This is a genomic window from Acinetobacter sp. GG23, assembly GCF_057766365.1.
Window position 1 is genome coordinate 189672 of record NZ_JBYMDJ010000006.1, and the last position, 20597, is coordinate 210268.

Consider the following 20597-nt stretch of genomic DNA (forward strand, 5'->3'; position numbering starts at 1 on the left):
GATTTAAATAGGCCGTCCAGTACGGTCTATTTTTATTTGGGTGAATTGAAAATTAGAAGAATTGTCGTATGATGAATAAAAATTCAAACAAATCCTTATTGCAGACTTTTATTATGCCAAAACAGATATACAAAGTTTTATTTGCTGCGCTAGTCAGTAGTTATTTGCTGACAGGATGTCAAATCGTAAGTGTTAAAAGCCAAGCCATCAACGTCACCATCGCCAATGAACGAGAAAGCATACTCACCCGCAACAAATTGAGTGAAGCGAGTTTAAACGTGCTTTCCATGACAGGTCGTGAAGCAAAAATCTGCTCTGACGAACCTGAACAATGTGTGCAGGAACTGCAACAAATTCCCCAAATTCAAGATGAACAATTATTATCTACTGCCAGTGAAGTCTACTTAGCCAAAGCCTTAACCTTTGAAAATTCAAGTGATTGTAAGAGTGGAATATTAACTAGCACCAAATCACAAGAAAAACAGCAGCTCCAGCAACTGACTTATGATAAATGTTTGGACCAACAACTTTACATGCTGGATAAAAGTATTCGATACAGTTATGCCTATATGTTTAAAACAAAACGCGGTCCCCAAGACCGTATTTTTGATAACAGACAGGTTCAAATTCGTGACTTTTACAACTTAGCTTTGGCTAAACTGGTTTCCGCTTATGCGCTGCGTCACAAACCTACAGAAGTTGAACACCAGATTAAAGTTGGAAAAAGCATCTACAGCATTAACTTTGATTATTACCCACAGCTTAAAGAACAAAAAATTGAGCAATTGCTTTCAAGTTATAATTTGAATTTTTCAGGTTTACGCTCCATTAACCGCCGTGATGGTTTTGGTTCAGAATTTGTCGTCGTTTTACCCCAAGTTAAAGATGATATTGGCGAAGGTAAAAATAAATATATTATCGACCCGATGAATTTTAGCTACAAAAATGGCATCAATCCGAATATCCATCAGGCCCGTTATTTGGCAGCCACCATTACCGCGCAACCAAAATCTGCGACCAATATTGAGGACATTTTAACTAAGTCAGAGTTTGAACTAAAAGCCTTTGATCCTTACAAATATGAAAAAGTAACCATGGCCGGTAAGACCTACCCGCTTGCAGGTAACTTTTCGACTCCCTATGGTTTATGGCTGGCACAAAATAATCTAGGCAAAGCTGCCTACTTAACCCTGATTGATCGTGATAATCATCTCACTATGCCTCATTTATACATGCTCGAGCCTTACAACCCGAAGAAAAAAGTGATTGTATTAGTGCATGGTTTGGCCAGCAGTCCTGAAGCATGGATTCGACTGACCAATGATATTATGGGAGATGCAGTACTGCGAGAAAACTTTCAGGTTTGGCAAGTATTCTATTCAACCAATATGCCCATTATTGAAAGTCGCTTTCAAATCTATGCCCTTCTTAACCAGGCTTTTGCACAGGTTGATTCCACAGCACCAGCCAAAAAAGATGCCGTTCTGATTGGACATAGTATGGGCGGTATTATTGCCCGGTTATTGGTAAGTGATGCAGATGTGACCAAAAAAGCTTTAGCCATGATGAATAATCGCCAATTAAATAAATACCAAAAATTACCGATCATTTCTCAGCGCTTAGTAATTAAAGATATTCCTAATTTCAGTCGTGCGATATTTCTTGCCACCCCGCATAAAGGAACCGATTATGCAGATCGCTGGTTTACCAAGGCAGCACGTAAAATTATTCGTATACCGGGTGCATTCTTGTCTGCCATCACTGACAGCATACAAACCCAGGATCTTGACGTTAAAGAACTCTTAACCCAGATTGATCATGGTCTTATTCAAAATGGTCCAAGTGACTTAAGCCATCAGTCAAAATTTATGGAACTGACCAAAGACATTAACCCGCGTAAAGGCCTCATGTTCCATTCTATTATGGGCAACATCACCGACAGTGATGATCTGAATATCATTAGCGATGATGTCGTTACTTATCAAAGTGCTCACTTAGATGGAGCTGTTTCTGAAAAGATCATTAAAGGCGGACATTCTATTCAAGAAACACCAGAAGCCATTTTAGAATTACGTCGAATATTGCGCCTCCATCTCATCCAGTTAGGTTTACATAAACCTTAAGGACAAAGATTTACTAATCTCAGGCGATAATGTGGATAAAGCATTGTCGACTGATTTTCTATTAAATTTAATGTGAAGATATTTTCTTAGACTATTTCCAAGCATCATTAAAATAGTTCAGATGTAGCTTACTGATCTTCATTACAGCTATATTCATCCACCCTTAGTATGAATAGCCACCGATTTTGTAGACACTCTTTAGTTAGATAAAATGGCTAATTAACGAGGTGTTTATGAGCAGTAGCAAACGATATCCTGAAGAATTCAAAATTGAAGCAGTAAAGCAAGTGACTGAAAAAGGTCATAGCGTGGCTGAAGTTGCCGCACGTTTAGGTATAACCACGCATAGTCTTTATGCCTGGATTAAACGTTATGATCCTCAACAGCCTAAAATCACAGAATCTGGTGATCCACTTGCGGAATTGGCAAAGCTAAAAAAAGAACTTCAAAGAGTCACAGAAGAAAGAGACATATTAAAAAAAGCCGCGGTGTACTTCGCAAGCCAGTCCAGGTGAGGTATGCCTTTATTCAGGACAACCAGCGTATCTGGCCGATCCGTCGTTTGTGTTCAACTTTAGATGTTCATCACAGTGGCTATTACGCATGGTTAAAGCAACCCATCAGTAAGACTGCTCAGAAACAGCAAGAGCTTTCAGGATTGATTAAACAACTCTGGCTCGAATCTGGTGGAGTTTACGGCTATCGTAAGATTTACTGTGACTTAAAAGACATAGGTGAAAGTTGTGGAATCAATCGAGTCCATCGGTTGATGAAAGTGGGTGGTCTTAAATCACAACGTGGCTATCGTAAACCTAGAGTACATACTGGGACTTCAGCGGTTGTGGCTGAAAATACTTTAGATCGGCAGTTTAATCCAACTCATCCCAAACAACTGTGGGTGACTGACATTACTTATATTCGTACACATGAAGGATGGCTATACCTTGCTGTGGTGATTGACTTATTTTCACGTCTTGTTGTTGGTTGGTCTATGAAATCGAGAATGACGACAGATCTGGTTTTAGATGCCTTATTGATGGCTCTATGGCGAAGGAAACCGAAGAACAAAGTACTCATCCACTCAGATCAAGGTAGCCAATATACAAGTCATGAATGGCAAGATTTCCTCAAACATCATAATCTGGAAAGTAGTATGAGCAGGAGAGGAAATTGCCATGACAATGCTGTTGCTGAGAGTTTCTTTCAGTTGCTAAAGCGAGAGCGTATTAAGAAGAAAATTTACGTATCGAGATCAGATGCTAGAGCAGACATATTTGAATATATTGAAATGTTTTACAACTCGAAACGACGACATGGTTCCAATGGTCAGCGTTCTCCATTAGATTATAAAAAGGCCCATCAAAAGATGGTTACGTGTGTCTAGAATTTTAGTGGCTATTCAGTATCCTCATAAAAAATCAAAAAACTGTTTCCTCATTTTTACGTATTTGTTGCAAAGCATTTTTCTCTACTCTTGCAAATTTGATAAGATAAGCCACTCGAATGAAGTTAAGTTTTTTGATAGACACGACTTGCCAGAAAATCAAAAAATATTAGACCTGAATGTCTTGCTGGTAAATAAACTTATCTTCATGCAAAAAATTGAAATTGGTGAGACAGCCAAGTTTTTAGTGATTTAGATTTATTCAAATATTTAAGGATTTTACCTCAATGAGTTACCCGGAAATCATGGCTGATCTTTCCACTTTAACACCCATGATGCAGCAATACATGAGCGTCAAAATGCAGCATCCTCACTCACTCATGTTTTACCGTATGGGTGACTTTTATGAGTTGTTTTTTGATGATGCGCATAAAGCTGCCAAATTACTGGGGATTACTTTAACCCATCGTGGCAAGGCCAATGGTGAACCTATTCCTATGGCAGGCGTACCTTACCATGCAGCTGAAGGTTATTTGGCACGTTTGGTCAAGAAAGGCGAAACCGTTGTCATTTGTGAACAGCTCGGTGAAGGCGATAGCGCAGGCACTCGCGGTAAAGCCCCTATGGAACGTGGTGTGGTCCGAATTATTACGCCCGGTACACTAACCGATGATGCGCTGCTTAACAGTCATCAATCTTCCAATCTGGTCGCGCTTTGCATTCAACAAAATCAAATTGGTATTGCGTTGTTGGATTTAAGCGCAGGTATTTTCAAGGTTCAACAACTAGACTTCCAACACGAGCAACTCGCGATTGAGCTCTCCCGCTTAATGCCAAGCGAGATTCTGGTGGATGAAGATATTGTTGATCCCAATATTATTGAGCAAATCAAAAAGCAACTTGAGTGCCCGGTCACCAAGCGTCCAAATGTCGATTTCAACGTCAATAATGCGCAAAAAACCTTATGTGATCAGTTGGCCGTATCGACACTGTCAGGTTTTGGGATTGATCATTTACCGCTTGCCAAAGCTGCCGCAGCCGCACTGATTCACTATGCCAAAGAAACCCAAAAAACGGCTTTACCGCATATCCGTTCCATTCAGCTAGAACAAAGCAGTGACTTTATTGCCTTAGATCCAGTCACGCGTCGCAATTTAGAGTTAGTCGAGCCATTATTTGATCACGGCACCTCATTGTTTCAACTGATCAATGACTGTCAAACTGCGATGGGCGGGCGTTTACTTAGCCGTACCTTAATGCAGCCACTACGTGATACCAAATTACTTGACGCGCGCCTTGATGCAACTGCAGCGATGCTCAATGGCTATCATGAGTCACCGATTCGCTTGGTGCTGAAAGAGATTAGTGATATTGAACGTGTGCTGAGCCGTATTGCTTTAGGCAGTGCACGTCCACGTGATTTAGTCCAACTGCGTCAAGCCTGTGCGCAAATTCCTTTATTGCGCCATGCCATTCAGCCGATGACTCAGGCAAAACAATCTAGCTTAATTCAGCAATTGGATCATGAACTGGGTGATTTTAAGGGGTTATACCAACGCCTGATGTCTGCCATTGTTGAACATCCGCCGGTATTACTACGTGATGGCAATGTTATTGCAGAAGGCTTTGACAGTGAACTGGATGAACTGCGTAAAATCCGTGATCATGCCGGTCAGTTCCTGATTGATCTGGAAACCCAAGAGCGTGAAAATACTGGGGTTTCAACCCTGAAAATCGGTTATAACCGTGTTAGTGGCTACTACATTGAACTGACCCGCGCGCAAGCTGAGCAGGCACCAGATCACTACATTCGTCGCCAGACCTTAAAAAATGCAGAGCGCTATATCACGCCGGAACTCAAGTCTTTTGAAGATAAAGTACTGTCCAGTGAGTCGCGTGCACTAGCGCGTGAAAAAATGCTGTTTGAAATGCTGCTGGATGAATTACGTCAGGACATCGGCAATTTACAAATGATGAGCAGTGCGATTGCGCAGATTGATATGCTGGCTAACTTTGCTCATCAGGCGCGTTTACGCAACTGGTCGCGTCCAGAATTCAGCCCTGAAATTGGGGTTAAAATTATCGCCGGTCGCCACCCTGTAGTTGAAGCCTTAAGCAAAACAGCTTTTACGCCAAACGATACCACTCTAGATTTTAACCACCGTATGGCCATTGTGACGGGGCCAAATATGGGCGGTAAATCGACCTTTATGCGTCAAACCGCACTGATTACTCTATTAGCTTACTGTGGATGCTATATACCGGCGAAATCTGCAGTATTAGGTCCAATTGATCGGGTCTTTACCCGTATTGGTTCAGCGGATGATTTATCCACCGGCAAATCGACCTTTATGGTTGAGATGACTGAAACTTCACAAATTCTGCATCATGCCACCAACCAGTCTCTGGTATTAATGGATGAGGTAGGACGCGGTACCAGTACTTATGATGGCTTATCTTTAGCTTGGGCTTGTGTAATCGACCTAAGCAAACGGATTAAATGCCTGTGCTTATTTGCGACCCATTATTTTGAACTCACGGAACTCGGCAAAGAATCTGGCATCGATAACTACCATGTTACCGCCAAAGAATTAAATGGCAATTTAATTTTATTGCATAAAGTTCAGCATGGACCAGCCAGTCAAAGTCATGGTCTGCAAGTGGCGAAATTAGCCGGTATTCCTGCCAGCGTAATTAAAGAAGCCCAAAATCGCTTAAAGATTTTGGAAAAACAGCAACATCAACAACTCAATAAAGCGGTACAAAATGATTTATTCAGTGGGGCGGATGAGTCTTCCATTCAGGTGATTGAACGTGTTGTGGAAGTGGAAAAAGATGTGCCTGCGCTGAATCTGTTAAGAGCTTTAGATGTCGATAATCTTTCACCCCGTGAAGCACTACAACAAATTTATGCTTTGAAAGATGCGCTAGAGGCTTAATTTAAAAGCGTACTGAATAAGAAAAAGGCTTCTAAATAGGAGTCTTTTTCATTTATATCGCACTTTTAGGCAGATATTCAGTTTTTATTAAAATTAACAGCCCTATATATAACAAATATCAATAAAAGCAATTGTTACTTACATGCATTTTTGCCTAAAATACAGCAAGAGTAATTAGAACCATATTTTTTAGGTAGCTGTCGCCATGACCTTTGTTGTCACTGAAAATTGTATTAAATGTAAATACCAAGACTGCGTAGAAGTTTGTCCAGTGGATTGTTTCTACGAAGGTCCAAATTTCCTCGTCATCAACCCTGATGAATGTATCGACTGCGCACTGTGCGAACCTGAATGTCCTGCGAATGCTATTTTCTCGGAAGATGAATTACCAGAAGGTCAAGAAGTCTTTATTGAACTGAATACTGAACTTTCACAAAAATGGCCAAATATTACTCAGATCGGTGATCAACCTGCCGACCGTGAAGAATGGAATGGTAAAACTGACAAGTTACAATACTTGGAAAAATAACAGTATTTTTAAACTAAAAAAAAGATCAGCAATTGCTGATCTTTTTTTATACCTAAAACACACATTTGATTGCAATATTTTCAAATTTTATCCCTTAATTTAGATTAAAATAGTACAGGTATCTATAAATATTTGATTTCTATAATGAAGCATTTTCTAAAGGGATTAATCGGGTTCGGTTTAATCCCGCTTGTCATGATTGGATGTACGACATCTCCTCAGAAACAAGGACGTACCACCACGACTCCCGATGGAAAACGGATCTTCATTCCACAAGAACGTATCATTATTGAACGCTCTGTTCCGCCTAAAACAGTTCCTTATGCTTATAATGCTTGGGTGGCTATAGGCGATAATTTGCGACGCGTACGCGAATATGAAGTGTTTCTTGAACGTAATGGCGTGGGCAATATCATTCCCAGTTTTGAACTGATGCGTACAGCACGTGATTGGCAAAAATGCGCCCGTTCTCAATACATGATTCCAAACCGTGAATTGTGGGACAACCAAATTTCAACTTTGCGTGTATTTAAATATCTGGTGGCAGCCAAAGTTCTCACAGACTTTGAAGTCACTTCAGTTTACCGTGATTTACCACTGAATCAGTGTGCCGGCGGGGCAAATTCATCTCGTCATTTATTTAACTCTGCGATCGATTTTCGTATTGGCCCTGCTTATCCTCAGGCTGAAGATTATGCTTACATCGAAAACTCCAAATTTAAATTATGCCAATTCTGGGCGCAACATGGTCAAAGTCTGAATATGGGACTTGGACTCTATGCTTCAGGTCAAATCCATATTGATACCCAAGGTTATCGTACTTGGGGACCTGATTTATCGCGTCATTCATCTATGTGTAATTACTAGGGGCTAGTTCAGATAAAAAGAGATCTTGATGATCTCTTTTTTATTGCCCTATTTTCAATAAACCTAAAGGATAAATTGCACTCTGAATGGAAAGGTTTAAAATGCTTGCATCGCAACAAAGGTGACGAAGCTATGCAAAAAATGTGGACAGAGATTGATGCTTACATCGATTCACATTTAATTCCAGAAGACCCTATTCTTCTACAAACTTTAAAAAACACCGAAGAAAAAGGTTTTCCAGATCACCTTGCAGTCGCTCCCAATCAGGGTATGCTACTGCAAATGCTCATTCAGATGAACAAGTGTAAGCGTGTACTCGAACTCGGTACTTTTGCAGCTTACAGCACCATATGGCTGGCTCGTGCACTGCCTGAAGATGGGTATATCTTAACCATTGAAGGTCGCGACACACATGCAGCTTTGGGTCAAGAAAATATCGACAATGCCAAACTTCCGCAAACGATAGACCTGAAAGTTGGACGGGCAGCTGATGTATTAAAATCCTTGCCTGCTGACTTCGAAGCTTTCGATTTTATTTTTATTGATGCCGATAAACAGAGTTACCCTGAATATTTAGAATTAAGTTTGGACTTGTCTCATTCAGGAACCATTATCGTGCTCGATAATGTCATTCGTGCTGGCGATATCATCAATCCTGAAAATCACAAACCGAGCATTGAAGGTATCCGAGAGATGTTTGTCGCTTTACAAAACCATCCTCGAATCCTGTCTTGTACTGCCTTACAAACCGTAGGCAGCAAGGGGCACGATGGCTTTGCACTGGCTATAGTGAAATAATTTGACACAAAGATCAAAAAACAATCGTACTGTTTTTTTATTTATTTATTAACAATTTACACAGACTGTCCATATAGTTATCCACAAGTTATGCGGATAACTATGACTGATTTTTAATCACACGTTATAAGCAACAATTTTGCTTATTTTACCACCAGTAACGGCACAGTTGAATTTCGGAAAATAGTCGTTGCAACACTGCCCAAAAAGAACTGGTGAATTTTACTGTGACTAAATGCACCGAGTACAATCAGTTGTATCTCATGTTCACTCTGATATTCAAGTATATTTTCAGCAACCTCACCATAACGATATTCCATGACCACATCTAGCCCAGCATTTCTTAAATATTGTGCAGGTTCATTTAATATTTCCGGATGGTCACCCACATAGAGTACATGGCACTGTAACAGTCTTAACAAATCACTTTGTGCAATTCTTTTCATTAGATTGACGCAGGTGGGTGAATATTCATAGGCGAAAATAAATCGCGTCGGTGGCTTAAAGTTCTCACCTACAGTCATTACTGTACAATTTATCCCGCGAATAAAGTTTTCAACATTACTGCCAATGGGTTTATTCCGCTCTGCAGAGCGCTCCCCGACTCGACCAATAATCGCAATATCGTCATCTCTGAGCACATTAAAACTTTGCTCTAAAAAATCGCCTTTTTCTTGTAGATGTGAAGCAGTTAAACCATATTTTTGCTGAATCATTTCGCTAATATGATCGAGTAAATTATTACTATAATTCAGTGCCAATTCGCTTTGTTTTTGTTCAAGTTCAGCCAGCTCTTTGAGTAACATTGCATTACTTTCAAAGCCTATTACTCCACTTATTTCCCCCAAGTGATAACTGGCAGGGTAATAATCTAAAACCTGTAATAACACCAATTCACGCTGAGTCTGCTTCGCAACCCATGCTGCAGCTTCAGCAACCGCATTTACGCATGGAGAAGAATCAATACAAGCGATTACACGTTTCATTTTATTTTCGCCTCGCTTTTCGCCGTTGAAGGCTTTAAGTCTATTTGTTACTTTTAACTTAGCACATCTCTTTCCTACTGTGCATGCTTTTATGTAATCACAACTTACGATGATATCTATCTTAATTTTATTGAATTTTTTTTAATCTCGATATCGAATAAATCTGGCAGGATTGCCCGCAACGACCGCTTTGGGTTCTATATCTTTAGTCACCATGCTATTCATTCCCACCACCGCATGCGATCCAATGCTTATGCCATCCTTCACACCCACATGTGCACCTAGCCACACATCTTGCCCAACTTCTATACCTTGTGAACGCACTGGTTGTTGGTAAATCGGCTGCTCTAATTCCATACCATGGTCAAAAGCATACAAATGACAATATGCAGCGATGCGGACTTGATCATGTAGTTTGATCCCTCTGCGTCCACCATCAAGAATGCAGTGGTGGTTAATCGCTACTTCATTGCCTATTTCTAATGGTCCATGCAAAGTACAATCTGCTGCAATAAAGGTATTATCGCCAATCACAATTTTTCGCCCCGGCTCGGCAAAAATATGCGCCAAGGGTGAAATGAAACAGTTTTCACCAATCTCGACCGTTTCCATTTGCATTAAATAGGCCTGATATTCTTTTTGCCATGCTTCGGCCCAATCCCGATTTTTTGGTTTTAATGACCAATATAACCACGGCATATAATTCAAACGGTGCCTATGCTGTTCACGATATTTTAACAGTGGATCTTGTTCAGTCATCCTGTGGCTCTTCTACAATTTTGAGTTGTTCACGACCGCGCGTCACATCCTGAATTTTTAATGACAAGGGTTCAATTTGATGAATTTGTAGTAAAGCTTCGACCTGAACTCCCGTTGCGGTATAGTCTGCTTTAAATTCGACCTGCTGTTGATCAAGTTCATATTGAAAGATCGACCATTCATTAAACTGACAGACAAAACTGACTTTTTTCTTTTCAATCAGTTCAATTTTTTCGGTCAGTAATAAACATTGCCCTGCACAGCCACCATAAGCGCGAACCAAGCCGCCTGTTCCGAGTTTGATACCACCGTACCAGCGATTGACCAGAACCAGAATATTGGTTAATTCATTGCCTTCAATAGTGGCTAGAATCGGCCTTCCTGCAGTTCCAGATGGCTCTCCATCATCATTAAACCGGACATTGTATCCAATTTTCCATGCCCAACATTGATGTGTGGTACTAAGATCCTTATGAGTCTCCAAAAAATCCTTGACCGCCTGTTCATTTTCGACAGGTACAGCAATGGCTTGGAAGCGACTTTTTTTGATGTCTTCTTCAAATGAAACAAGTGAGGCAATCGTAAATGGCATAAATCTGACAATAAAAAAATCAATATAAAATTATAACGTGTTTTAAAACATCTGTAGCCAACTTGAATCAGCATTTGAGCTGCAACACCCTCCAACAGATCCAGTATGCTCCAGTATTAGGAGCAATGAGCGCTTAGAAAAATTTACGCGAGTTAAAGTATTAATCCAATCGCTTTATGATTGAGTGAGGTAAATATATTTCATTGTGTAACTAAACTGTAAGAATTCTTTCTTCCTCGGAAACAATGTCTGAAACTATAATGGTGAAAGCATAACGTGGGCTTAGTAAACATAATTGTTGAGCCAGTTATTTATTAACTTACTTTCTATATCGAATAAATAATTTTAATCCTATTGTTTTCTATTGAAGCAATAAATTTTTATAAATTAAATTTATATAAAAAAATTTAGTTACTTTGATTAATATAAATTAAACATACCTATAAAATAAAGCGGTCTTTTTAACCTCTTAATGTTTCATTTAGTTAAAATAATTTAATATTTGTTTATTTGTGTAGTAAATTGCATCTAAATTTACACAAATATAAATCCTTTATTTATGTGATATATGACACATTGTAATGATCTTATTGAGCTTTATACCACAAAATACACCCTATTCTATTTAAGGAATTAAAAATTAATTCTTTTTAATTCATTTAATTATAATTTTGTAGTTTTTAATTAATAATTTGTTAGAAATTTAAAATAATTTACAAGCTATTTTTTCTCGATTCCCAATCTTCAATTTTAATGTTATTTAAATTTGGTTAATTTTTAGAAATAAATACTTTATAAAAAAGGCGGGAGATTCGATATGGCTACGATTAAAATATTATCTGTGAAAAATGGAGAAGTTATTCAGAATATTGATAATAATATTGTAAAACTAACACAAAATTCAGTTATTCAGATTAGTGCAAATATTGATGAAGTAGCGACTATTACTCGTCAAGGAAATTCTGCAGTTATTCGCCTCAAAAATGGCGAAAGCATTATTATTGAAAACTATTTCGACTATCCGGTGAATGCTAATCGAATTGTTTTTGAGAACGAAGGAAAATTATATTGGGCAGAGTTTACTGATCAAAATGGCGAAATGCTGAATACTATCCTTTATCATCCACTCACAGAAGGTACTGTCGAAAGCGCAAATATGGCTGCCGGAATTCTACCATGGTTGGGTGGAGCTTTAGCGATTGGGGCTATAGCCGCTGCTGCAGGTTCAGGAGGTTCTTCTGGGGGTGATTCTGGTTCAGGAAGTCGAGACAATACCCCACCTAAATTAACCGACATAATTGTTAATGAAAATGGTCAGCTGGAATTAAGCTTTAATGAGAATATAAACAGTTCAAATCCACGTCCTGAGGATTTTAATGTAATCGTGGATGGAGAAGAAATTCCAGTCACTAACATTATCGTAGAGGGCGATAAGATTATCTTAGTTACTGAACCAGAAATTCGCGACGGTCAAGAAGTTATCGTTGATTATCAAGATAGTACGCCAAATAATGATCAAGGCATCAAAGATTCGGAAGGTAATGTACTGGAAGATTTCGATTCGGCTGAAGTAGGAGGTGTAAAAAATCCAGATACTACCGCTCCTTTACTGATCGATGCTGAAGTCAATGAAAATGGCAATATCGAACTGAGCTTTAATGAAGATGTTTCCGGTTCCAATCCCCTGGAAGCTGATTTCACCGTAACTGTAGATGGTACAGTCGTGCCGGTGACGGACATTCTGATCAATGGCAGCATCATCACCCTGATCACTGACCCTGAAATCTCCGCGAACCAGACCGTTGAAGTCACCTATAGCGACAGCACGCCGGGAGATGCTCAAGGGATCCAGGATTCGGACGGCAATGTGCTGCAAGAATTTGATGCAGTTGATGTCGGCGGAGTCGAAAACAACTCAGAGCAGCAGAATCCGGATGTCGATGCACCGGTACTGATCGATGCTGAAGTCAATGAAAATGGCAATATCGAACTGAGCTTTAATGAAGATGTTTCCGGTTCCAATCCCCTGGAAGCTGATTTCACCGTAACTGTAGATGGTACAGTCGTGCCGGTGACGGACATTCTGATCAATGGCAGCATCATCACCCTGATCACTGACCCTGAAATCTCCGCGAACCAGACCGTTGAAGTCACCTATAGCGACAGCACGCCGGGAGATGCTCAAGGGATCCAGGATTCGGACGGCAATGTGCTGCAAGAATTTGATGCAGTTGATGTCGGCGGAGTCGAAAACAACTCAGAGCAGCAGAATCCGGATGTCGATGCACCGGTACTGATCGATGCTGAAGTCAATGAAAATGGCAATATCGAACTGAGCTTTAATGAAGATGTTTCCGGTTCCAATCCCCTGGAAGCTGATTTCACCGTAACTGTAGATGGTACAGTCGTGCCGGTGACGGACATTCTGATCAATGGCAGCATCATCACCCTGATCACTGACCCTGAAATCTCCGCGAACCAGACCGTTGAAGTCACCTATAGCGACAGCACGCCGGGAGATGCTCAAGGGATCCAGGATTCGGACGGCAATGTGCTGCAAGAATTTGATGCGGCTGATTTGCCAAATGGTGTAGTGAATAATCAGGAACTACCACTGAGTTTAGCCAATGATGAGATTTCTGCCTTACTCTTTAATAAGTCTATTGATATAGCTACACCACTTGCGACAATAGATGAACAAGATTTGATTAGTGTTCTTCCTGGAGATTCAAGAATAGCAGTAATGAATTTCACTATTGATAGTGGTACAGAAGATGTTGTGATTGCTGTACAGCAAGATAATTTAGTGGACTTAGCTAGTGCTTTCACTTTCGTAGTACGAAATACGACGACTGGTGAAGAGTTTCAGGTGGCAGCAGCAGATACAAGTCAAGGAGGATTAGTTGCTGGTGCACTAGGATTAGAATTATTAGGGGGAGTTGCAGATGCTCAAGGGCTGAGATTGGACATTAGTGACTTGCCTGCAGGCAATTATGAAGTTTCCATCTATGGTGACTCTTCACAATTAGCAGATATTTTGGCTACTGTAAATTTAGCGAGCTTAGGTGACAATACTGTCAATGATCTGGTGTCCGATACTATATTAGGCTTACTAGAAACAGCTTTAACAGGCCCAGATGCTGATCCCCGTGGGCTATTAGAACAATTGACACTCAGCCAGTTATTAGAGGTAACTACTGACATACCAGCCTTAGGCACCTTGACCGGAGCTGTTAATACTATTCTCTCTCCTTTATTGAATAATTCATTATTGGGTGATTTAAATAATACATCTGTAGGCGACATAATTGCAGGTAATGCAGAAGGTGCATTAGGATTCCTATTAACTACGCTTGGACTAGGTACAGTCCTAAACAGTCTAGTAAATGGAATATTGAATGGTGTAGATGGTGCGGGCCAAGCATTATTTGATAATTTAGTAGAACCGTTAGTTAGAGATATCTTATTAGATACGGTACTCGAAGGTTCCGACCTGGAAACTGGATTGAATAGCTTGTTAGGTTCAATAAATACATTACTCAATACTCTGGGATTAGGTAACGTTTTACCCACTGTCGATGGATTATTGGATATTGTGGCTCAAGAAATTTTGAGTAATCCATTAACTATATTAGGTGGAACGACCGCCGAAGTATATGTTGTGAATGGAGAAACGTACCGTGCAACAGGAAATATTCAGGAAACCTCAGAAGATGGTACTCAGGCTGATAACTGGGGGGATGGTGTATTAACTGCAGTAAATGGCTTGCCGATAACTTTTAATTCAACTGATGCAGATGGTAAGTTCACTCTTATTCAGGGAACCTATGGAGTCCTTAAACTCTATGATGATGGTAATTTTATTTATGATTCTAATAGTTTAAATGGACAAGGTACTCCGATCAGTGAGGTATTCAACTATACCGTAACGCGCAATGCTGGACAGACGAATGAGGAAACAGCTTCAGCAGACTTGACTATTAATATCGATACCGTAAATCAAATCATTAACTATGCTGATGACCCAACAGATAACCTGTTACAAGGCGGTGCAGGTAATGACACTCTGACCGGCGGTGCTGGAGCAGATACTGCAATCTATTATTTACTGAATAATACTGATGCGACTGGGGGTAATGGTACCGATATTTGGACTGACTTTAATGCTGCTGAAGGTGACATGATTGATGTTTCGGCTTTATTGAGTGATCAGGCTGTAAATGCATCGAATCTTGGAAATTATATAACACTCGAACAGCGTGGAGACGATACGGTAGTAAAAATCGATCGTGATGGTTTGGTAACAGACCCAAGCTATGCGCCAACAGAGCTGATTATTTTGCAAAATACAACCAGTACAAGTTTAGTTCTTGATGATTTAATTAAATATAATCAAATTTAATTAGCCAGATAAGAAAAGTTTTTTCGAAATCTTTTCTTAGAAAATCCAATACTAAAGATAAAAAATCCCGCTTCGGCGGGATTTTTTATCTTAGGCAAATATTTACAGCGTCAAAAACCAAGTCGATGCAATCACTACTATAATAATCATTATCAGTAAAACTTTGATGATCTTCGTTTGCTGTTCAAGTGGAAGTCAGCTTTGGCCAAGGGATTTGGAATGAAAAATACTATCCCAGTTCCGAGCTAAATAAATCACCAAAACACTTCATCCACTCATCCAAGCAATAAAAAACCTCCTGTAAAAAGAAGATTTTTAAACCAAGGTTCTTATTTTAATCAACGTTCACGTAATGCTTCTTGCGCTTTGTTAAACGGTTTAAGCAGATAATCCAGTACTGATTTCTGGCCGGTTTTAATGTCCACCGTAGCTACCATACCAGGCGTAATACTGAATTGCTTACCCGCTTTATTGATTAGTTTATCCGTATTGGTTCGAATATAGACCCGGTAATAGAACTGGTCCTGCTTCACTTCATCACGTATGGTATCTGGCGAAATAGTCGCGACCTTGCCTTTTAATCCTCCATAAATGGAATAGTCATAAGCCGTAACTTTAACCAAAGCTTCCTGACCAGGATGAATAAATGCAATATCTCGTGGTGAAATTCGCGCTTCAATCAATAACTGTTCATCTAAAGGAACAATGGTCATGAGCTTGCCATTTTGAGGAATAACTCCACCAATCGTCATAACATCAATTTCTTTGACTATCCCTCGCATCGGGGCTTTAAAAACCGTACGACTTAAAGTATCCGACTTTCCTCTCACCACTTGTTGCTGTGTTTCTACATCGGTATTGGCTTTGGATAATTCTTCACGCGCCTTCACATAATACTGGTTGCGAATATCATTCATCTGATTACGCAGATTATTGGCTTCACGTTTTAAACGTAAAACTTCCACTTCGCTTGCAGCACCTTTAGCCACAAGCGGTTCAGTCATGCTCAGCTCCTGTTCAATCAAACTTAACGCCTGACGTAGACCGGCTATGGACTCATCCAAATTGGCACGGCGTGAATTATAGAGTGCGGTTTCTTCCTTCACCAGTTTACTGTCTTTTAAAACTTCTTCAGGAAAAGAAAGCGGCGTTCCGTTCACTTCTGCTCTTAAACGTGCTGAAGTGGCGCGTGAAGACATCAGCAATGAAGCTGATTCACCAACATTAGATTCAAGTCGAGTCGGATCGAGCTGAGCCAGGATCTGTCCCTGCTTGACAATTTCACCTTCACGAACATTTAACTTGGTTAAAATACCACCTTCAAGGGACTGGATGGTCTGCTCTTTTGAAGAAGGCACAACTTTACCGCTTCCCGTAGACACTTCTTCAAGTTTAAAGAACCATGCCCATAGCAATAAGGTGACTAATCCTAAACAGATAATCCAGATAAACAAACTGGCTTTAGGTAAGGGCGGTTCAAGCTCAGTAACTTTAATAGTACTTTTTAGATGCTGTGATTTCGCGCTCATGAGTTAGCTCCTGAAACCTGACGTTGCTGTGACTGATTTTGATTGAGAATCTGATCACGAGGTCCATCCATTACAATCTTGCCATCATTCACCACAATAATTCTATCTACCAGTTCCAGTACTGCGCGGCGGTGTGTTGCAACAATCAGGGTGCGTTGACCGAGCCATAATTTCAAATGATCAATCAGTTGTTTTTCTGATACATCATCAATTGATGCTGTTGGTTCATCCAGCAGCAGAATATTTGGCTGGCGAATCAGTAAACGTGCCAGTAACAGTGCCTGTTTCTGACCACCAGAAAAACCAATACCGCCTTCAAGAATCATATGATCCAAGCCTTCTTTTTTCTCCTGCACAAAATGAATTGCACCAGTAATTTTCAAGGCATTCAGTATTTCTTCATCACTGGCTAAAGGCGCGCCAAGCGTCAGGTTTTCGCGTACCGAACCAAAGAATAAATGTGCATTCTGGTTCAGCAACCCCATATCACGGCGCACATCCGAAGGGTCGATTAAGCTCAGCTCAACACCGTCAAGTTTAATTTTGCCCTGAACGGGAGTTTGCATGCCTGACAACAATTGCAGCAGGGTCGATTTACCTGCACCATTACGCCCAAGAATCGCAATCTTTTCACCCGATCTGATTTCTAAATTTGGAATCATTAGGCTTGGTTTTGGATCATCTTCACCATATTTAAAGGTCATGCCCGTCAATTCATAATGACCATTTAGTGCCGGACGATGAATCAAGTGGGCATGGTCCGGCTGATCCACCGGTTTCTTCATTAACTCATCCAGTCCATTTTTAGCCACTTTGGCTTGCTGCCAGCGACCAAGTACACCGGTAATTTGCGCAATTGGCCCAAGCATGCGTGAAGACAACATCGAACAAGCCACTAAAGCACCCGTGGTCATATCCCCTTTCATCACCGCAAAACAACCCACAAGCACTACAATGGCAAAGGTCAAACCCTGAATTTTCTGGGTCCAAGCGTTCATGACACCCACAATCTTGCGTTGACGCATTGAAATATCTGCCGATGATTCATTCATGTGATTCCACTGATTCTGGAATTTGGCTTCTGCACGCAACAGCTTGATATCTTCAATCCCTTGTACTGCTTCAACCAGCATGGCATTGCGGATTGCACCTTCACGCATTCCTTCACTGGCCAGTTTAGCCAAAGGTTTTTGTGCCAAAATTCCAGGCAGGATCATTAAAGGCACCACCAGAAGCATCACCCAAAACAGGTTGCCACCAATCAGCCAGAAAATCCCCAAAAACAGCAGAAAGAAAGGTAAATCGGCAATGGCTGATATTGTGGTTGATGTCACCAGTTCACGCACGCCCTCAAGCTCACGAATCTGTGAAATAAAGGTACCTGTGGATTTTGATCGCTCACTATTTTTTATTCTTAAAGCATGACCAAAAACTCGATCTGAAATTCTTAAATCTGCACGTTTACCAATAATATCAGACAGATAAATTCGTGCGACCCGCAAACTGAATTCGAAAATTGCAGCAATCAGTACACCACCAGCCAGTACCCATAAAGTGGGGATAGATTGGGCCGGAATCACCCGGTCATAGACATTCATGGAAAAAACAACAGTCGCCAAGGCTAAAATGTTGGCAATCATGGAGCCAAACATCACATCGATATAACGTTTCCAGTCACGTAACACAATTGACCAGAACCAGCTGCTTTCATAAGGTTTGATGTATTCATCCACCCGCGCATCTGGTACGGATTTTTCAGGTCGAAGAATATAGACCTGACGAATATTGGATTGCAGCACATCTAGGGTTAAAGTCTGGGCAAGTCCCTGATCACCACTCAACTGGACATTGGCATTACCTTCAGCATCAACTTTTCCAACAACACCGACCTGACCATCATTAAATTCCACCACAACAGGTAGGCGCCACGGATTGATTAAATCTTTACTAAATGTAGACTTACGCAAACTCATACCGACCTGGCGCGTAATTAATGTCATGATGTCATCTACATTCTGGTTGGAATTCCAGTCAAGCTGTAAACGGATACGTTCTTCAGATGGTTCTATACGGTAATGTTTGGCAATCGTAAGTACCGCTTGAAGCCACGGCTGATAATTGTTTTTATTATTCATGGCTGAATCTCAAACCCCTGGATTGGAATATTATTAAGCTCATAGAGATCACGAGAACGTCCTGTGACATTAATGTATCTTACAATTGCGTCATAAATGTCATAACGTGCATTTTCGATTTCCTGAGCTGCACTGTGAATGGACTGTTCTGCATTGAGCAAATCAACCGCTGAGCGTGTCCCGAGTTTATATTGCTCCTGATACAGCTCTCGGGTACGAATGGTAGTTTCCTTACGCGCAACCAAAATACCCATTAAACCTTGCTTATTTTCGATTTCTTCACGTAATAGCCGGATTTCATCTAGCACATCCAAATAGACTGAATTGACCTTTGCTTTTGCCGCTTCTTCGGCATAACTGGCAGCGCGGGTCTGGGATGCTTTTGCTCCTCCCTGATACAGATTACTGCTCGCTTCCAGCATAATGGAATTATACATCCCATCATCTTCATTATTATTGGGATTACGGCCATTCAAGGCCTGACTAAGTGAACCCTTAACACTCAGCGTTGGATAGTTACTTAATTTTGATTGTTGCTTTTGAAATTTAGCAACTTGGACCTCGGCCTGTGCCGCAATCATACTCGGAATCTTGTTAAATTCTGGATCACGGTATAAATCGGAATCCCTCACCACACGCTCTGGAATAGACCAATCCTGGCCTGTCACATCTGCACCCAATAATGTGCGCAATTTCTGTTGAAATTTTCTCAGCTGGGTTTGCTGTACCACTAAATTGGCTTGTGCGGCTTCTAAATTTGCACGTGCCTGAACGGGATCTGCCTGGGTACTGATCCCGGCCTTTGCCCTTAAATTGGCAATTTCAGCAATGCGTGAAATGCCATTAATCTGCTGCTGTGCGATTTGGGTGATTTCCTGATAACGCTTAATATTCACAATCGCATTCACAGTTTCATAAGCTACATTATCTATGCTCACTAAAACATTGGCCTGTTCAGCGCTAAGTTTTGCCTGTTGAATATCAACTCCACTTTTCACTTTGCCAAAATCGTAGAGCATCTGGGTGGCATTCAGACTGATGAGCTGATGCCCACGTTCACCCGAACTTAAGTCTCCGGTGGATAATCCACCTGAAAGCTGGGGATAATACCCGGCTTTGGCAACATCAATATAAGCCCCCTGTCCAGCTAAAACCGAAACACTCTGTGAAACATCTGGACTGCGCTGTAATGCCCGAAGAATGGTTTCATTGAAACCTAATTGGCTAACAGGCTGATATACGGGCTGATTTTTAGAAAAAGTATGTGTCTGATCAGAACGCTGTATTACAGGTAATTCCTGAACTTTTGAGGTATCTAATTGAAAGTTACTAAGGGTTTGAATATCAGCTTTATTATAGTTTTCATCGGGCTTAGGAACAAAAATTTGGCTGATCCCAGACTTGACCGATTGCATAAACTCTTTTGAACCGTCTGCATATGCATAGCCTATCTGTAGAGGCACAATACATATCAGGCATTGTATGCTCCTCTTACATAAGTGTTGCAGCAAAACTAATTTAGATTGATTTTTTAACATTATTTAAGTGACAATT

The 20597-nt window shown here is 40.6% G+C and carries 13 protein-coding genes; 7 read left to right on the top strand and 6 right to left on the bottom strand.

Annotation, left to right across the window (positions count from 1 at the left end; all coding sequences use genetic code 11):
- Positions 1-113: 113 nt before the first annotated feature.
- From AC3CAU_RS11590 to AC3CAU_RS11615, 6 genes are all read left to right on the top strand, one after another.
- A complete protein-coding gene (locus AC3CAU_RS11590; RefSeq protein ID WP_131214641.1) occupies positions 114-2123 on the top strand; it encodes an esterase/lipase family protein in 2010 nt (669 codons plus the stop codon).
- A 233-nt stretch (positions 2124-2356) separates the two neighbouring features.
- Positions 2357-3507, top strand: a protein-coding gene (locus tag AC3CAU_RS11595) for an IS3 family transposase (protein ID WP_447052843.1) whose coding sequence is annotated in 2 segments (ribosomal slippage) — positions 2357-2597 and positions 2597-3507 — 1152 coding nt in all. Because the reading frame shifts where the segments join, the coding sequence is not laid out codon by codon here.
- A 287-nt stretch (positions 3508-3794) separates the two neighbouring features.
- Positions 3795-6446, top strand: coding sequence for a DNA mismatch repair protein MutS (gene mutS / locus AC3CAU_RS11600; RefSeq protein WP_447052842.1), 2652 nt, complete (start codon positions 3795-3797; stop codon positions 6444-6446).
- 205 nt (positions 6447-6651) lie between these two features.
- Positions 6652-6975 (top strand): ferredoxin FdxA, encoded by a 324-nt coding sequence (gene fdxA / locus AC3CAU_RS11605; RefSeq protein WP_053580096.1) that lies wholly within the window; start codon positions 6652-6654, stop codon positions 6973-6975.
- A gap of 144 nt (positions 6976-7119) precedes the next feature.
- Positions 7120-7842, top strand: a complete 723-nt coding sequence (locus AC3CAU_RS11610; protein ID WP_131214645.1) for a D-Ala-D-Ala carboxypeptidase family metallohydrolase — start codon at positions 7120-7122, stop codon at positions 7840-7842.
- Between the two features lie 132 nt (positions 7843-7974).
- Positions 7975-8640, top strand: coding sequence for an O-methyltransferase (locus tag AC3CAU_RS11615; RefSeq protein WP_131214647.1), 666 nt, complete (start codon positions 7975-7977; stop codon positions 8638-8640).
- Between the two features lie 143 nt (positions 8641-8783).
- On the opposite strand, the gene AC3CAU_RS11620 is transcribed toward AC3CAU_RS11615, so the two are convergent.
- The 3 genes from AC3CAU_RS11620 to AC3CAU_RS11630 form a co-directional block, all read right to left on the bottom strand.
- Positions 8784-9626 (bottom strand): universal stress protein, encoded by an 843-nt coding sequence (locus AC3CAU_RS11620; RefSeq protein WP_447052841.1) that lies wholly within the window; start codon positions 9624-9626, stop codon positions 8784-8786.
- 141 nt (positions 9627-9767) lie between these two features.
- Positions 9768-10385 (bottom strand): DapH/DapD/GlmU-related protein, encoded by a 618-nt coding sequence (locus tag AC3CAU_RS11625; protein WP_131214651.1) that lies wholly within the window; start codon positions 10383-10385, stop codon positions 9768-9770.
- Positions 10378-10977, bottom strand: coding sequence for an IMPACT family protein (locus AC3CAU_RS11630; RefSeq protein WP_131214654.1), 600 nt, complete (start codon positions 10975-10977; stop codon positions 10378-10380). Before AC3CAU_RS11630 ends, AC3CAU_RS11625 begins: the two co-directional genes overlap by 8 nt.
- A gap of 817 nt (positions 10978-11794) precedes the next feature.
- On the opposite strand from AC3CAU_RS11630, the gene AC3CAU_RS11635 reads away from it, so the two are divergent.
- Complete coding sequence (locus AC3CAU_RS11635; protein WP_447052840.1) at positions 11795-15379, top strand: SwmB domain-containing protein; 3585 nt, start codon at positions 11795-11797, stop codon at positions 15377-15379.
- 338 nt (positions 15380-15717) lie between these two features.
- Here the strand turns inward: AC3CAU_RS11635 and AC3CAU_RS11640 are convergent, their stop codons facing one another.
- From AC3CAU_RS11640 to AC3CAU_RS11650, 3 genes are read right to left on the bottom strand one after another with little or no spacing between them, the layout of a single operon-like run.
- Positions 15718-16908: an HlyD family type I secretion periplasmic adaptor subunit gene (locus AC3CAU_RS11640; RefSeq protein ID WP_131216995.1), complete on the bottom strand. Its 1191-nt coding sequence runs from the start codon at positions 16906-16908 to the stop codon at positions 15718-15720.
- Positions 16905-19043 carry a type I secretion system permease/ATPase gene (locus AC3CAU_RS11645; RefSeq protein ID WP_447052839.1) on the bottom strand — a complete coding sequence of 713 codons (2139 nt, stop codon included), beginning with the start codon at positions 19041-19043 and terminating at the stop codon, positions 16905-16907. The genes AC3CAU_RS11640 and AC3CAU_RS11645 overlap by 4 nt, the downstream gene beginning before the upstream one ends.
- A complete protein-coding gene (locus AC3CAU_RS11650; protein ID WP_447052838.1) occupies positions 19040-20581 on the bottom strand; it encodes a TolC family outer membrane protein in 1542 nt (513 codons plus the stop codon). Before AC3CAU_RS11650 ends, AC3CAU_RS11645 begins: the two co-directional genes overlap by 4 nt.
- Positions 20582-20597: the final 16 nt, after the last annotated feature.

Coding starts and splice junctions, on each gene's coding strand:
- AC3CAU_RS11590 (WP_131214641.1), top strand. CDS start 114: ATGCCAAAACAGATATACAAAGTTTTATTTGCTGCGCTAGTCAGTAGT.
- mutS (WP_447052842.1), top strand. CDS start 3,795: ATGAGTTACCCGGAAATCATGGCTGATCTTTCCACTTTAACACCCATG.
- fdxA (WP_053580096.1), top strand. CDS start 6,652: ATGACCTTTGTTGTCACTGAAAATTGTATTAAATGTAAATACCAAGAC.
- AC3CAU_RS11610 (WP_131214645.1), top strand. CDS start 7,120: ATGAAGCATTTTCTAAAGGGATTAATCGGGTTCGGTTTAATCCCGCTT.
- AC3CAU_RS11615 (WP_131214647.1), top strand. CDS start 7,975: ATGCAAAAAATGTGGACAGAGATTGATGCTTACATCGATTCACATTTA.
- AC3CAU_RS11620 (WP_447052841.1), bottom strand. CDS start 9,626: ATGAAACGTGTAATCGCTTGTATTGATTCTTCTCCATGCGTAAATGCG.
- AC3CAU_RS11625 (WP_131214651.1), bottom strand. CDS start 10,385: ATGACTGAACAAGATCCACTGTTAAAATATCGTGAACAGCATAGGCAC.
- AC3CAU_RS11630 (WP_131214654.1), bottom strand. CDS start 10,977: ATGCCATTTACGATTGCCTCACTTGTTTCATTTGAAGAAGACATCAAA.
- AC3CAU_RS11635 (WP_447052840.1), top strand. CDS start 11,795: ATGGCTACGATTAAAATATTATCTGTGAAAAATGGAGAAGTTATTCAG.
- AC3CAU_RS11640 (WP_131216995.1), bottom strand. CDS start 16,908: ATGAGCGCGAAATCACAGCATCTAAAAAGTACTATTAAAGTTACTGAG.
- AC3CAU_RS11645 (WP_447052839.1), bottom strand. CDS start 19,043: ATGAATAATAAAAACAATTATCAGCCGTGGCTTCAAGCGGTACTTACG.
- AC3CAU_RS11650 (WP_447052838.1), bottom strand. CDS start 20,581: ATGTTAAAAAATCAATCTAAATTAGTTTTGCTGCAACACTTATGTAAG.